The following is a 15,462-nucleotide window of genomic DNA, read 5'->3' as shown; positions in this document are numbered from 1 at the left end:
AAATAAAAACGGAGACTGTGGTCTCCGTTTTTCTATTCTTAATTGTTAACTTTCGTTTTCAGATTATCCAATAATAGCGAATCATCGTCTCATGCCGAAAGCAACAAAAATTACTGTAGCTACTTCACCTGAGTACAAGTCTGTGCTGAAACCAACTCATCTGCCATCAACTGACCGCGAGAATTACGTACCTTAATACGATACATCAAGCCCATATCAATTTGCTTGCGAACTTCTGGGTTGCTGCAGTAGGTATAGATACTGGTATTCAGTACTTGATTTAACGGCTTTGCACCGAGGGCGCCATCGTTATAAATCATCATCATCTCTACAACATTTTTGTTGGATGAGACACGCATTATTTGCAGTGGACCGTACTCTAAAGGGAGACCAGCTGACAAGACTCCTGCTCGGTTTGATGCCATAAGCTCAAGTTGGCGCTGCTTATCATCGGTTGATGAGCAGCCAGCCAGAGCACCAAATACCAAGAAAAGACACAGTAATTTTTTCATAAATTAAAACACTTTTTTGAACGGTTTCACGATTACATTATCGTAAACACCAGCCGCTACGTAAGGATCGGCTTCTGCCCACGCTTTAGCATCCTCTAGCGAGGCGAATTCAGCGATGACAGTTGAGCCCGTAAATCCAGCTTCACCAGGATTGTCAGAATCTATCGCAGGCATCGGACCAGCTGTAAGAAGGCGACCTTCGTCTTGTAGCTTTTGTAAGCGATCCAAGTGTTGTGGGCGAACGCTCATGCGTTTTTCCAACGAGTTCTCAACGTCCTGTGAAAAGATGACATACCACATAGCATAGTTCCTTAATTGGTAGGGTAAAGTGTTAATTTAACGCCTTTTTTGTGTCTCTCACAAGTGAACAACAGAAAATGTGAGATCCTTTCTAACTGTTAGCGTTGTAGGTTGACTAATTCTGAACCGGACGTGGTTTACCTTCACTGTCAATGGCTACGTAGTTGAAGGTCGCATCACAAACCATGAAGCGTTCGCCAACACCGTGAGCTTTGACGGGTTTGACCCATACTTCCAAATCGACACTCATGGATGTGCGGCCGATCTTAGTGCATTCGCCGTAGCAGCATACGACATCGCCCACACCAACAGGTTTTTTGAACGTAATGCTTGATACCGAAACGGTGACAACGCGACCACAAGAGATCTCTTTTGCCAGAATCGCGCCCGCTAAGTCGAGCTGAGACATTATCCAACCGCCAAAAATATCGCCATTGGCGTTTGTATCTGCAGGCATTGCAAGGGTACGAAGCAGCATTTGACCTTTCGGAGAGCTAATTTCTTGACTCATTGTGACATCCTAAATCTTAAAGGCGCTCAAACTAAGCGCCAACATAGTAAATACCTAGAACCAAAGGTCCTTAAAAAACCGCAGATACCGGACCAGAGAAAGTTGGTTTACAGCAGCAAGAATGGTCTGAAAACGGTACGTTGTTTGAGCGGTTTACTGATACATGGAGCAAAACAGCGACCCTAAGGTCGCTGTGAAGTCGCGGATTATAGCAAAACTGAGTTTTTAATCATCAGTGGACACATCGGATGAGTTATTTTTTTGTTCTTTTGGCATGTGTTTATAAATGTAAAAGCCAGTCGCAATCATGTAGGCAAATGTCGCGATCAACATTCCAAATACTTTGAAGTTAACCCAAACATCCAACGGCAATTCGTAAGCAATATAAATGTTTAGGCCAGCGAAGAATGAGAAGAAGCCAACCCAAGCCCAGTTAATCTTTGCCCAAACAGCGTCAGGTAACGTAATTTCCTTGCCTAGCATACCTTTGATGGCTGATTTTCCCAATGCGTGGCTCACTGCTAAGCCAATCGCCAGAATCGCGTAAATGATGGTGACTTTCCACTTTATAAAATTGTCGTCGTGGAAGAAAAGGGTCATGCCGCCGAAGATAGTGACGATAACAAATGTTATTAGCTGCATCTTTTCGACTTTCTTATACAGCGCATAGGTGACGACAAGCTGAATGGCTGTTGCTACGATCAGTGCACCTGTCGCCACGTAGATGTCGTACAGCTTGTATAAAGCGAAGAAAACGATGAGTGGTATAAAGTCTAGGATCTGCTTCATGATGGCAAAATCTACCTAATTGTTGAATTGAAGACAGTCTAACGGAATCTGACAAGATGTGAATACTGAGGAAGTTAAGGTAAGAATAGTAACGCTTAGTATATCGTACAGCCCGCAAGCTTCTTCCATGTCGAAACAGCATATGGAAGGAATAAAAATTGCCGCGATGAGGCGGCAATAAAGTTGAGAGTTTTAAACCTTAAGCCACACGTTGATATTGGGAAATAAGCGTTTTTACATCTTCTAAATAGCCTTCCCGTAGTAAGTTATCGACCGTTGCTTCTAGCTCTTCGAGAGACATCGTGAAGCAAGTGGATTTACCAGTCATCAGGCTCAGATATTGATGATACTCTTCTTCTGTATAGTGGCCTAAGCGATCAAGTAACAGTGTTTTGATTCCATGATGAATCAAGCCGTAGTATGTATGTCGATGAAGTAACATGGCGATCTCCTTATCAAGCTCATACGCTACTCATTTGCAGCCTGCTTGACCTTCTGGATAATTCGATTTACCCCAATAATGCACATCTAGTGCCAATTCTATATTTGCAGATTAAAAAGTGTTGGAAGGTGCAAAATTCTCGTTCTGTAACCATCTTTGGATGACGACTTGAAGTGCATTTAACGTGGTGGGCTTTTCGAGTCTGTCATCCATGAGTTTCGAAATTAGCTCCAACTCTCTAGCTCCAGACTCACCAGATAAGGCAATGATTGGAACGGAGGATGTGATTTGCTTAATCCGTTGGCTTGCGTCAAATCCATTCATTACCGGCATTTGGACATCCATAAGAACGAGATCAATCTTGTGAGAGTGGAATAGTTCTACCGCAGAGGCTCCATTATTTGCTTGTAAGCTGTTGACTCCCAGTCTTTTCAAATACATCTGTACCAAGGTGCGTTGCACCTCTTTGTCATCAACAATGAGCACTGTTGGTGCATCGTTACATATTTGTACGTGTTGAGCTGAATGATTTTCAGAATGTGATGGAGTTGCTTTCCAGCTATCAAAGTCCGGTGCTCTCAATATCTCTGGTTTTGGTGCGTTTGGTACGACTGGGAAATACAAGTAGAATTCTGTGAACTCGCTCAATTCAGACTGGCACTCTATTCGTCCTCCGAAGGAGCGCATAACACGTTGGCAATAGCCCAAACCTAAGCCACTGCCTCCGCTTTTTTGATACGAGAAAAAGTCATCAAATATCTTGTGTAAGATACTGCGATCTATACCTGGCCCACTATCTCGGAAGATCAGAATGTTTTCGTAAGCCCCCGTCTGGGTACGAATCTCAATTTGACTGTCGGGATAAGAATCAAAATAGTAGATAGCGTTACGAATCAAATTGAAAATGACAAAGTTAAACAGGGTCTCATTTAACTTCGCGACAAAATCGTGTGCCTGTGGCAGGTTAATTCTCTCTATTATTTGATCGTTTTCAAAACCATAACGGCTTACTGCTTGTTCGATGGCTTTATGTATGGAAGTGAGAGCTAAAGGCTCATGCTCTGGTGAACTGTCGCTAACTTCTCGTAAAATAATATCGATAAGTTGTCGACCGCGTTGTATAGCGGCTTCACCTTTATCAATTTCTCTTTTTAGCGTATCCAGTGAGGCGTTTGACTCTATATGCTGTTTTAAAGCTTCAAATTGTAATTGTACTTGAGCGAGAGGGTTACGCATTTCATGTGCAATGGAGTTAGCCAGCGCACGGCTTTGGCGTACCTTTCTATCGGCTTCAATGGTGCTCTGGATGCGAACTAATAACGTTTGCAGAGCTGAGATTTCTTCATTAGAAAACAGCTTATTATCTATTTTATGTGAAGAAATCAGCAAGTGAGTAACAGATTTTCCACGACCGAAGAGAGGCATAACGAGCGCAGTATTGCTTGAGCGCATACGCTCGTAGAGCTTTCTCATCGACCCTTTAGAAGAGGAGGCATAATCAATTTCTTCAGACAACTCATCAAGCACGAGAACTGACTTGCTTGACGGCAGGTACTCTTCGTAAAACGTTTCTGTGTAATTGCTAGTGACTAGCTGTAGCTTGTTGTTTGGTATGTTAAGTAACGATGCCAACTGACGCATAGCATCATCTATTGAGCGTTTAAACTCTTCCTCTAACCCAAGGATTTGCTGAACGGGAGTGTGTCGTTTCCCATAAATAAAATATGAAGCGAAACGACTGACTCGCTTAAAAAGCAAGTGCCAACTGATACCGATAAGCGCGCATAAAGGTACCGCAACAAGCCATTGGTTATCTTCAGAGATAGGAATAAATATCGCCCCTAGCGGCAGAACAAAAATGGCGCAGACTAAGAGCGCGCTTACCGTTAAGTACGTGAGATATTTAGCGCTGTAGAAGCGAGAGGTAAGTAGGGCATAGCCCACAAACAACATTTCGCTGATTGAAAGTGCTGGTGGTAACCAAGTTAGGGAGAAGTCGCCAAGGAAATACGTCATTCCAAGGTGTATCACTGCCGTAGATAACATGAATACCAAAATGCCAGCGATCATATAGTTGCTTTTTGCTAACGTGAGCTTGCTGCTGTTAGCGCGCATGGCAATCAAGTTAAGCAGCGTTAGTACCACGAAAGCTAGCAAACTAATGAAAAAATATGAGGTATGTGGGCCAAATTTAATGACGAACTGGCTTGGACCACTAATGGTGACATTTTCGACAGTAAGATTCGGTACTAAGTTGATGTACAGTGAATACGTTGCTAGTGCGATAAAGACGACTTTTTGCCAGGCTTTGACCGCTGTTTTTTTAACATCTGCGGTTAACTGGCAAGAAAAATAGAATGCAAACGCAAAGGCGAAAAAAGACGCTAAGTTCGCTAACTTAGCCATAAAAATGCCACCAACAGAGCCTAATTCTGGCAATAAATCGGTATGGAAATAGGCGTTGCTGCTTATCCAAACAATGATACAGCTGGAATAAGCGATGTAAGGCGTGTGATGCGAGCCTAAGATTGATTCACTCTTCTGTTTTAGGCGATAGCAGTAATACAGTAGCCAAGCGAATACTATTAGTACAGTCGCGTACAATGCCATTGCTTTTGGGTAAAAGAGACCGTGCAAATGAACATCAAGCATGCTCATTCACCTTTTTATCCATTCTTTTTGTTCGTACGCAATGTTTGTAGTCGCGAAATTGTATGTCTTGAAATGCTTCAACCATCATACCTAAATTCCAGAAACCGCGGTATGTCTTGGTACCGTCACCGTTAATGTCGCGGTATCCTGAGTGAAAGTAGGCACTTAAATCAATAGATTGATAGAAATTTAACATAAATACTTGCTCAATAATGGTAAAGCCGAGCTTATAGCCTGCTTTATAGAGCTCGCTCATCATAGTTTTTTGCGCCAGATACAAAAAATACAGCTTTTGTTGAATGTTGCCTCCCACCGTAAGACGCAGTACTTCGCAAACCGCTTCACTGTTCTTTACACGAGATTGAAACTGAGCATCAAACTCAATAAGAGTGTGCTCATGAGTTAGAGCACGACACTCCAAAATACCCAGTTGATTGAGAACACTGTACCCATGATTAGGAAAGCAAAACTGCCATTGTTCGCTACTAAACTGTGGTGAGTAACTGAGCCAGTTATTTCGTTGATGCCAGCTTTGCACTAAAGCAGAGGAGACCATGATTGGTGAAGATGACGATTTGAGCAAGAGGGCAAAGTGCTGCCCTTTTTGCGAGAGTGATAAAAGAGGCAAGATTTCAAACCATTGTTCAGTTTGGACGAAAAGCTCAAGATTACTCAGTGTGATCGCTTCGGAAATCGGCATTAACGCTGCATGATTTGGCAGCATTACCTCAAGATCGCAATCTGCGATATCTTCAATTAACACGCTAGTATAGCTGTGGTCGTCAAACGGAAGCGGAGTAGGAATCGCAGCTTCGTTTGAAGGATATTTTTGCTTGATTGCTTCGATCTCGCATTGACACCAGAAAACCATCCAATGCGGGTAACAATCTGCGGCAAGTTGTTCAAGTAAACGAATCTCTTTGGAGAAACCTGTCGGATACTGTTGCACTAAATCTCGATAATCCATTAACTCAAATAGTGCAGAAAGACTTTTTGATGCGTGTTTAGGAAAGAGAGATTTAAGCAGTTTTATTCGATACAGAGCAACCTGTTGAAAAAGAGCATCTCGTTTTTGTTTCGTTAGGGTAAGAATAACTGAGTCAACCAGGGCCTGCTGCTTTGATTCGATCGGCAAATTTATTTTGGTGAGATATTCCAAAGATTGCTCAAGACTCATGATATAACCTAGCTCTAACGTTTTGTTATATTTTGTAATGGTTTATATCATTTTGAAAAATTTATGCCATCGGTTTCTATTTGTATAGTTACGTAATGCAAGAAAAGACAAAAAAACCGCTCATTATGAGCGGTTTTTGGTCTATTCAAGAAAGGGTTAGGCTTCTTGCTTTTTAAGCTCAGCTTCTGCCGTTTCTTCTTCAATTAGCGCATCAACGATAACTGCACATGCAGCATCACCTGTGATGTTCAGTGCTGTACGAATCATATCGAAAATACGGTCAAGAGCGAATAGCAGCGGTAGACCTTCAATTGGAATGCCAGCGGCAAGAAGCACGGCAACCACTAGGAAAGAAGGGCCAGGAACACCCGCTTGACCAACCGCACCCAATGTAGACGTTACGATAATTGCAATGTAAGCGCCCATGCCTAGATCGATATCGAACAGTTGAGCAAAGAAGATAGCAACCAAGCCATAGTAAATCGCATTACCTGACATGTTGATCGTTGCGCCTAGAGGCAGAACAAATGATGCAGTTGAATTTTTTACGCCCAGCTCTTTTTCACAGGTGTCCATTGTAACAGGCAGTGTTGCCATAGAAGACGCTGTTGAAAGCGCAACTGCTTGCGGTTTCTTCATTGAAGACAGGAATTTCTTCGCAGATGTCTTCGTGAAAACATGCACCATTGCTGGGTAAACAACGAAACCGAAGATTAGGATGGCGGCAACGTAAACAACGAACAGTTTAAACACCACCATTAGTGCACCAAAACCGAACGTACCGACGGCTTCTGCCATCAGACCAAATACACCGATAGGTGCAATGATCATTACTTTGTTGATCATCCAAACCATTGCGTCAACGATGCAGTTAACACCATTGATGATTGGTTCACGACGCTCTTTTGCTTGCTTAGAAATCGCAATACCAAAGAACATACAGAAAACGAGGATCTGTAGGATGTTTGCTTCATTTAGTGATTGGAAAACGTTGGTTGGGATCATACCAGTGATGGTTGCCCAGAAAGTAGGTAGTTCACCTTTTGAAGCGTATTCTGCTGAGAACATGCCTTCAACGCCAGAGACGTCGATACCCATGCCTGGTTGGAATACTTCACCCATAAATAGTGCAAGCGCAACGGCTAGGGCGGATGTTAAACCAAAATAACCTAGAGTGACGATGCCAACTTTACCTGCTGACTGGCTGTTCCCAAGACCAGCGGCGCCAGAAATCAAGGCTACAGCGACCAAAGGAATAACCAACATTTTGATTAAGTTGATAAAGATAGCACCTAAAGGAGCGAACACTGTCGCATCATGACCCATCATGGCACCAACGGCTGTGCCCACGATCATGGCGATTACGACTTGTACGCCAATGTTGTTTAGCAAACTCTTTTCTTTTAACACTTCCATAACCTCTGTGCTAATAAAATGTAAAATCCTAAAATTACCCACTAACCATAAATGGATTTACGGATAATTATCTCGCCTTGCTTTTTACACTTATCGTTTACAATTGGCAATATGCAGCAAGGTATTATTGATGGATTAATCGATATTTTATTGACGAGCGATAAAGTTTTGTTCAATAGCAAACGTTTGCTATTGATTTTTCTTATAAGGGTCGCGCTTAGGATTGTTCAAGTTTATTTTTCTTTATTTGTTTTCTTTTTGTTAATTTTAACCGCTTTTGTATTTGCTATTGCAGTCAGAGTTTTTAGTGACTTGGGTTGATATTTATAACAATTCATCTCTTTCAAGCTCACACTTTTATTAATTTGCCTTCTGAAATGTTAATTGCTTTACATTCTTGGCTCTAATTGCGTTGTAAACATAATGTTAAATTGTAATGACTGGTGAGACTCAAATGCTGACGATCCAGTGTTAGAGATAACTTGCTTAGTTAATGCTCCTGAGCTGATTAGACGAGAAAGACAAGTAAGAGGTGAAGAGACTATGATGAATCTTGCTGCTGCGTTACAAAGAAATGCTGCGAGTAAACCAGATAAAACGGCGTTGATATGTGGCACTGAAAAGATAAATTATGCGCAGTTTGATGCGATCGCCGGCAAGATCGCAGCGTCTTTAATCAATAAAGGCGTAAAGCCAGGTGACCGCGTTGCGATTTCATGCCCAAACATTCCTTTTTTCGCGTTTGTTTATTATGCAATACAAAAAGCTGGCGCGGTTGCAGTCCCATTAAATGTGCTTTTGAAAGCGCGAGAAATTAAGTATCACTTAGAAGATTCAAAAGCGAAGTTTTATTTCTGCTTTGAAGGGACGAAAGAACTGCCAATGGCAAAAGAGGGTGTCAAAGCCTTTGAACAAGTCGATACATGCGAAGGCATAGTCGTATTGACTCAATCTCAAGATGAAAGCTATTGGAATGGTGTAATAACTCTCAATGCGTTTATAGCCGATGTCCAACCGTTGCCGGATTATATACCGCGTAATGCGGATGATACATGTGTGATTTTGTATACATCAGGGACGACAGGCTTACCAAAAGGCGCTGAACTGACTCAGCAGAACATCATAATGAACGCTCTGGTGGCACAAAACATTATGGGCAGCCAGGCCGATGATATTCACTTAGTAACTTTGCCTTTATTTCATACATTTGGTCAAACCGTCCACTTAAATGCTAGTGTTTTGGGCGGGGCAACATTGGTGTTAGTGCCTAGGTTTGAGCCTAAACATGTTCTTGAGCTGGTGGAAAAACATAGGGTGACGATATTTGCTGGTGTGCCAACGATGTACATCGGTCTGCTTCATGTGCAGCATCAATTTGATACCTCGTCATTGCGTGTTGCAGTAAGCGGTGGTGCGCCATTACCAACCGAAATCTTTCGAACCTTTGAAGAAACATTTAATGTGCCGATCTTAGAAGGATACGGGTTGTCGGAGACAAGTCCTATTGCATGTTTTAATCATTTAGATCAGGAGCGAATACCAGGCTCGGTAGGTCAACCGGTTCAAGGCGTCGAAGTAAGAGTTATCGACATTGAAGGCAATGCACTACCGATAGGCGAAGAAGGTGAGATTGTTGTGCGTGGTCATAATGTTATGAAGGGATATCTTGACCGCCCAGAAGTTACTGAATCTGCGCTACAAAATGGTTGGTTCCATACTGGTGATGTGGGCCGCTTTGACAGTTCAGGTAATTTATTTATTGTCGATAGAATGAAAGATCTGATCATTCGAGGTGGATTTAATGTTTATCCCAGAGAAATTGAAGAAGTTTTCATGACTCATCCTGCCGTTTCAATGGTCGCGGTGATAGGGATTCCAAATGAAGAGTATGGCGAAGAGATAAAAGCCTACGTTGTACTTAAACCAAAAGAATACATTGACGCCGATTCATTACAAAAGTGGGGTAAAGAGCAATTAGCCTCGTTTAAATATCCTCGTTATGTCGAAATTCGTGAACACCTCCCGATGAGTGCGACAGGAAAGATTTTGAAACGTGAGTTGAAATCTGAATTGAATATAGCTTAGTCAATTCAATGGTTTTTGTGTCACAGCGCCACTTGCCTAAGTGCAAATGGTGTTGTGCTCTTGACCAATTAGATGCATAAGGTTTTTAGCTATCGTTAGACAATACTTAGCGTTTGTTGAATGGATCTATTGCTCGAGTTCTTTAAAGTATTCTTCTAAGCGTTTCGGATTGGTAATGGTTACTGAGCCATAGTTTAGCTCTAGCATCCCAATACTTTCTAATCGTTTTAGTATCTTGTGTACGCTCTGACGAGTTAGCCCCATCATGTTAGCGATATGTTCTCTTGTTACCCTGACAACGCATGGTCGAGTATCGATCGCTTGATTAAGTTGGTATTCAGCAAGTAGCAGCAACCTTTTGGCGACTCGTTCTTCAATTCCTCTAATCGCGTCATCTTCGATAACAGAAATAGCAGACCACAAGCGGCGGCTAAGTAAGTCGAGTATAGTGGGGTAACTTTGAGGGTATTTGGCGAGTAATTGGCGAAATTTATCTCCAGGAAGCTCCATTACAGTCACGTCCGAATGCGCGGTCGCACCAAAAATACGAGGCATGCCGGGAGAAAAAACATTGTCTCCAAACCAGCCACCAGCTTCGAAAATCATCAGTGTGACTTCTTTGCCTTTTGAACTAATTGAGTTCACTCTCACTGCACCTTGAGCTATGACCATAAGAGAAGATTGAAGCGCACCTTTATTGCAAATCAGTGCTTTTTCGTCGAAGCAGCGAACCTTAGTCATTTGCGCTGCTTCACTAAGCCCTTTATCTGGCAGCCCTGATAGTACAGGACATTTGGCTAGCAGTGTTTTGACTTCTTCCATGTAGCAACCTTACTGCACATTGCTTTATTGAGTTAGTTAAGTTACCCAAGCTTAACACTCTTTGAGTGCTCTGCTTGAGATAGATTTGGAAAGTGCGGGCGTTGAACAAAAAATGACGTGGTATAAACGCGATAGTAAGAAAACGCCCACTAAACATAATGTTAAGCGGGCGTTGTTGTGTCATATCAAACTGAAATTATTTTTGAGTGGCAGCTTTCATTGCAGAAACGAATTCACCTAGCTTGTCGAGCATAATTTGTGGCTGCTCAACGTTCGCTTCAATGATTTTTACCACGGCTGAACCAGAAATTGCACCAGCGGCGCCAGATTCTAGTGCTTGTTTCACCTGTGCTGGCTCAGAGATACCAAAACCAAGTAGCGCTGGTGGTGCATCAAATTGGTTCAGTCTATCCAGCATATGACCTACAGGCATGTTTGCTTTGGTTTCTGCGCCAGTAACACCTGCACGAGAGAGTAGGTAAGTGTAGCCGCCACCTAACTCTGATACTTGCTTCAGTGTTTCATCACTTGCGGTTGGTGGTGCGATGAAGATTGGGTGAATACCAAACTTTTCTGCAGCAGCAACAAATTCGGCACTTTCATTAGTTGGCACATCTGCAATCAAAACAGAATCGATGCCTGCTTTTGCACAACGCTCATAGAAGTTCTCGATACCACGAGAGTAAACAAGGTTCGCGTACATCAGAAGGCCAATAGGTAGCTCTGGGTACTTAGCTCGGATCTTACCAATTTGTTCGAAGCAGATATCCGGTGTTGCGCCTGAATCTAGAGCACGAATGTTCGCACCTTGGATAGTCGGGCCATCCGCAAGAGGATCTGAAAATGGAATACCGAGTTCAAGGGCATCAGCACCAGACTCGACCAGTGTTTCCATGATTTTGTAAGACTGCTCGGCGTTTGGATCGCAAACCGTTACGAACGGTACAAATGCGCCTTGGTTCTTTTCGTTTAGGCGCGTAAACATCTTCTCATAACGGCTCATTAGATTGCTCCTTTTTCTTCTAAGATGGTGTGTACGGTGAAGATGTCTTTGTCACCACGACCTGATAGGTTAACGACTAATAATTGTTCTTTCTCTGGGTTCTCTCGAGCCATACGCAGTGCATGAGCCAGTGCGTGAGAAGATTCAAGAGCAGGGATGATGCCTTCATGGCGTGCAATCTCTTGGAATGCTTCTAGCGCTTCATCGTCTGTCACGTTGTCGTATTCAGCACGGCCAATTGCGTTTAGGTGTGCGTGTTGTGGGCCAACTGAAGGGAAATCAAGGCCAGCAGATACCGAGTAAGACTCTTCTACTTGACCGTTTGGATCTTGCATCAATGGCGCTTTCATACCGAAGAAGATGCCTGTTTTACCATGCTTAAGTGGTGCACCGTGCTGGTCAGTATCGATACCTTTACCTGCTGGCTCAACACCAATTAGGCGAACGCTTTCTTCTTCGATGAAGTCAGCAAACATGCCGATAGCGTTTGAACCACCGCCCACACATGCGATAACCGCATCAGGAAGACGACCTTCACGTGCCAAAATCTGATTCTTCGTTTCTTCACCAATCATGCGTTGGAAGTCACGCACGATGGTTGGGAATGGGTGAGGACCTGCCGCTGTACCTAATAGGTAGTGTGCATCTTCATAAGTTGCAGACCAGTCACGCAGCGCTTCGTTACATGCGTCTTTAAGTGTTGCTGAACCCGAGTGGACAGGAATAACTTCTGCGCCCATTAGCTTCATACGGAATACGTTCGGGCTTTGACGCTCAACGTCTTTTGCACCCATGTACACGCGACACTTAAGGCCAAGCAGTGCACATGCTAGTGCGGTTGCAACACCGTGTTGACCTGCGCCAGTTTCAGCGATGATTTCGTTTTTGCCCATGCGTTTCGCAAGTAGCGCTTGACCCAACACTTGGTTAGTCTTGTGGGCACCACCGTGAAGTAGGTCTTCACGTTTTAGGTACAGTTTGGTTTTCGTACCTTTGGTTAGGTTACGAGTTAGAGTCAAAGCCGTTGGACGGCCCGCATACTCTTGAAGAAGCGTCATGAATTCACTGCGGAATTCTGGATCTTCTTGCGCGTCGATAAACGCTTGCTCTAGTTGCTCCAGTGCTGGAACTAGAATTTGCGGAACGTACTGACCGCCGTATTCGCCAAAGTAGGCATTCAGTTTTGCCATCGTTATATTCCTTCTCGTATTTTTCGCTACGAATAGCTTTAAATTTTTTAGCTGATATCCAGCTTTAGTAGTTGCGAATAGCGGTGAATGCCGCGAGCAACTTCTGTGAATCTTTTTTGCCTGGTGCGCTTTCTACACCAGAGTTTAAATCTAATCCCAAGCAACCTAATGTCGCTGCTTGTTGAGCATTTTCTGGCGACAGTCCGCCCGCTAGCATAATTTGACTTGGGTCGCCGATCAGTGACCAGTCGAACACTTGACCAGTTCCGCCAGTTTGAGTGCCAACTTGCGCATCTAATAAATGGCGATCAATGTTTTCTGCAAGTAGTTCTGGCTTGGCATCAGTCACGCCGTAAGCTTTCCAAATTTCTACCGCTGCTGGCAGTTCGGCTTTGAGTTGGTTTACGTAAGCTTGGTCTTCTTGACCGTGCAGCTGCACTGCTTTTAAACCCAAAGAGGTCACGACAGAAGCAACAAAATCGATATCGTGATTTTGGAAAACGCCAACGTAATTCAGTGGAGCACCGCTCATGGTTAAGCGAGCACCTTCAAGGTCAACCGCACGCTTCGACTTCTCGACAAAAATCAGGCCACCAAATACTGCGCCAGATTGATACGCTTTTGCTGCGTCATCTGGATGCGTTAAGCCACACACTTTGTTTTCGCCTAACGTCACTTTACGTACTGCAAGTTCAAGGTTGTCTTCCGCCATCAGTGAACTACCAATCAAGAATCCGTCTGCGTATTCCGCTAACTCACGAACTTGTTGATGTGTATAAATGCCAGATTCTGAGATTACTGTTGCGTTAGGAGCCAGTTCACGAATGGTCGGTGCCAGTTCTTTAGTACGATTCAAATCAGTACTTAGGTCGCGAAGGTTACGGTTATTAATGCCGATAACGCGTGCGCCAAGCTTAACGGCACGATGAAGCTCTTCTTCGTTGCTGACTTCGGTCAGGATACCCATGTTCAGGCTGTGTGCTGCTTCCTCTAGCGCTTTGTACTCTTCGTCATTCAGGACAGAAAGCATCAGTAGCACGGCATCAGCACTGTAATGACGTGCTAGGTAAACTTGGTAGGTATCTACCATGAAGTCTTTGCACAGAACCGGTTGTTTGACTTGACCGCGCACTTGAGGAAGAAAGTCAAAGTTACCTTGGAAGTACTTCTCGTCTGTTAGGACTGAAATCGCATCTGCGTGGTTGTTGTAAACCGATGCGATGTAATCCAAGTCGAAATGATCACGAATCAAACCTTTAGAAGGAGATGCCTTCTTACATTCGGTGATGAATGCCGTCTTTTCGCCACTCAGAGCATCGTAGAAGCTGCGGTCCGATGGCAGCAAATCAGACTGAAATGTGCTTAGCGGTTGAGACACCTTACGGTCTGCGACCCACTGATATTTGTCGCGGACAATTTTCGCCAGTACTTCTGCCATTTCTGCTTCTTTCTTAGAAACGTGTTCAGACAGGTTGTCAGCTTGCTGAGTGTTGAAGTCAGTCATCTTCTTCAATTCCTTAAGCGTGTGCGGCAAGTTGTTGTACCAATTGGTACGCCTTGCCTGAATTCATTGCCTCAATCGCTTGTTGCGTGTTGGCTTTTAAATCTTCGAGGCCGAATAGACGCATTAGCAGGGCAACGTTCACCGCCACTGCGCCCAATTGTGCGTCTGTACCTTTACCCGTCAGAATATTGGTAATGATCGCTTTGTTTTCTTCAGGATCGCCACCTTTGATCGCTTCTAGCGGGTGCGCTTCTAGACCGAAGTCTGCAGGCGTTAGTTTGTATTCTGTGATCTTACCGTCTTTGATTTCCGCAACGGTTGTTTCACCGTGAATCGCCACTTCATCCAAACCACTGCCGTGTACTACAGCGGCGCGCTTCATACCCATTTGTAGCATGGTTTCTGCGATAGGACGAACCAGTTCTTCACTGTAAACGCCCATCAATTCGATGTTAGGACGAGCAGGGTTAATCAGTGGGCCAAGAATGTTAAAGATAGTGCGTGTTTTCATGGTTTGACGCACTGGCATCGCATGGCGCACACCACCGTGGTACTGAGGTGCAAATAGGAAAGCAACACCAATATCGTCTACCGCTTTGCGCGTATCTTCTGCGCTCATAGCTAGGTTGATACCAAATGAATCAAGAAGGTCAGACGAACCAGACTTGCTTGAAACGCTGCGGTTACCGTGTTTCGCTACTTTTAGCCCACATGCTGCAGCAACAAACGCCGCAGTGGTTGAAATGTTGATGGTGTTGTGACCGTCGCCACCAGTACCTACGATATCTGCGAAATCGTAATCTGGGCGAGGGAATGGGTTTGCGTTTGCCAGCAGTGCTTTCGCCGCGCCTGCAATTTCATCTGGTGTTTCGCCTTTGATTTTTAGTGCAGTCAGTGCTGACGCCATCAAAATTGGATCTAGTTCACCACGGATAATGATGTCGAATAGCTGTTGGCTTTCTTCCTGAGTAAGCGATTCTTGCTCGTACAGTTTGGTAATAATAGGGTTGATGATTGCTTCCATATTTCCTCTCCTAAATTTCTTATGTGCCAAGTGCT

At 43.8% G+C, this 15,462-nt stretch carries 14 protein-coding genes; 1 reads left to right on the top strand and 13 read right to left on the bottom strand.

The window, feature by feature from the left end:
• Positions 1–119: 119 nt before the first annotated feature.
• The 8 genes from R7E38_RS13850 to R7E38_RS13815 form a co-directional block, all read right to left on the bottom strand.
• Entirely contained in the window at positions 120–512 is a 393-nt protein-coding gene (locus R7E38_RS13850) for a GspS/AspS pilotin family protein (RefSeq protein ID WP_005376765.1), read from the bottom strand.
• A gap of 3 nt (positions 513–515) precedes the next feature.
• A complete protein-coding gene (locus R7E38_RS13845) occupies positions 516–812 on the bottom strand; it encodes a YciI family protein (protein WP_005376766.1) in 297 nt (98 codons plus the stop codon).
• A 115-nt stretch (positions 813–927) separates the two neighbouring features.
• Entirely contained in the window at positions 928–1,323 is a 396-nt protein-coding gene (gene yciA, locus R7E38_RS13840) for an acyl-CoA thioester hydrolase YciA (RefSeq protein ID WP_005376768.1), read from the bottom strand.
• Between the two features lie 225 nt (positions 1,324–1,548).
• Positions 1,549–2,112, bottom strand: a complete 564-nt coding sequence (locus R7E38_RS13835) for a septation protein A (protein WP_005376769.1) — start codon at positions 2,110–2,112, stop codon at positions 1,549–1,551.
• 199 nt (positions 2,113–2,311) lie between these two features.
• Positions 2,312–2,554: a hypothetical protein gene (locus tag R7E38_RS13830; RefSeq protein WP_005376770.1), complete on the bottom strand. Its 243-nt coding sequence runs from the start codon at positions 2,552–2,554 to the stop codon at positions 2,312–2,314.
• Positions 2,555–2,665: 111 nt separating this feature from the next.
• Complete coding sequence (locus R7E38_RS13825) at positions 2,666–5,206, bottom strand: hybrid sensor histidine kinase/response regulator (RefSeq protein ID WP_226083574.1); 2,541 nt, start codon at positions 5,204–5,206, stop codon at positions 2,666–2,668.
• Positions 5,199–6,383 (bottom strand): acyl-homoserine-lactone synthase, encoded by a 1,185-nt coding sequence (locus tag R7E38_RS13820; RefSeq protein ID WP_213891789.1) that lies wholly within the window; start codon positions 6,381–6,383, stop codon positions 5,199–5,201. Before R7E38_RS13820 ends, R7E38_RS13825 begins: the two co-directional genes overlap by 8 nt.
• 156 nt (positions 6,384–6,539) lie before the next feature.
• Complete coding sequence (locus R7E38_RS13815; RefSeq protein WP_213891790.1) at positions 6,540–7,799, bottom strand: dicarboxylate/amino acid:cation symporter; 1,260 nt, start codon at positions 7,797–7,799, stop codon at positions 6,540–6,542.
• Between the two features lie 543 nt (positions 7,800–8,342).
• On the opposite strand from R7E38_RS13815, the gene R7E38_RS13810 reads away from it, so the two are divergent.
• Entirely contained in the window at positions 8,343–9,884 is a 1,542-nt protein-coding gene (locus R7E38_RS13810; protein ID WP_054577046.1) for a long-chain-fatty-acid--CoA ligase, read from the top strand.
• A 126-nt stretch (positions 9,885–10,010) separates the two neighbouring features.
• Here the strand turns inward: R7E38_RS13810 and R7E38_RS13805 are convergent, their stop codons facing one another.
• The 5 genes from R7E38_RS13805 to trpD form a co-directional block, all read right to left on the bottom strand.
• On the bottom strand, positions 10,011–10,706 hold the full coding sequence (locus R7E38_RS13805; RefSeq protein ID WP_005376777.1) for a Crp/Fnr family transcriptional regulator: 696 nt from the start codon (positions 10,704–10,706) through the stop codon (positions 10,011–10,013).
• Between the two features lie 196 nt (positions 10,707–10,902).
• On the bottom strand, positions 10,903–11,709 hold the full coding sequence (gene trpA / locus R7E38_RS13800; protein WP_130545111.1) for a tryptophan synthase subunit alpha: 807 nt from the start codon (positions 11,707–11,709) through the stop codon (positions 10,903–10,905).
• Positions 11,709–12,899, bottom strand: coding sequence for a tryptophan synthase subunit beta (gene trpB, locus R7E38_RS13795; RefSeq protein WP_151514973.1), 1,191 nt, complete (start codon positions 12,897–12,899; stop codon positions 11,709–11,711). The genes trpA and trpB overlap by 1 nt, the downstream gene beginning before the upstream one ends.
• A gap of 64 nt (positions 12,900–12,963) precedes the next feature.
• Positions 12,964–14,403: a bifunctional indole-3-glycerol-phosphate synthase TrpC/phosphoribosylanthranilate isomerase TrpF gene (gene trpCF / locus R7E38_RS13790; protein ID WP_226083573.1), complete on the bottom strand. Its 1,440-nt coding sequence runs from the start codon at positions 14,401–14,403 to the stop codon at positions 12,964–12,966.
• Positions 14,404–14,416: 13 nt separating this feature from the next.
• Positions 14,417–15,427 carry an anthranilate phosphoribosyltransferase gene (gene trpD, locus R7E38_RS13785; RefSeq protein ID WP_226083572.1) on the bottom strand — a complete coding sequence of 337 codons (1,011 nt, stop codon included), beginning with the start codon at positions 15,425–15,427 and terminating at the stop codon, positions 14,417–14,419.
• Positions 15,428–15,462: the final 35 nt, after the last annotated feature.

Origin of the sequence: Vibrio sp. Vb2131, assembly GCF_033338535.1 — a bacterium.
In the GTDB taxonomy this organism is placed as follows: domain Bacteria; phylum Pseudomonadota; class Gammaproteobacteria; order Enterobacterales; family Vibrionaceae; genus Vibrio; species Vibrio alginolyticus.
Note: the sequence above shows the minus strand (reverse complement) of the source record. Positions and strands in the feature narration are given on the sequence as shown.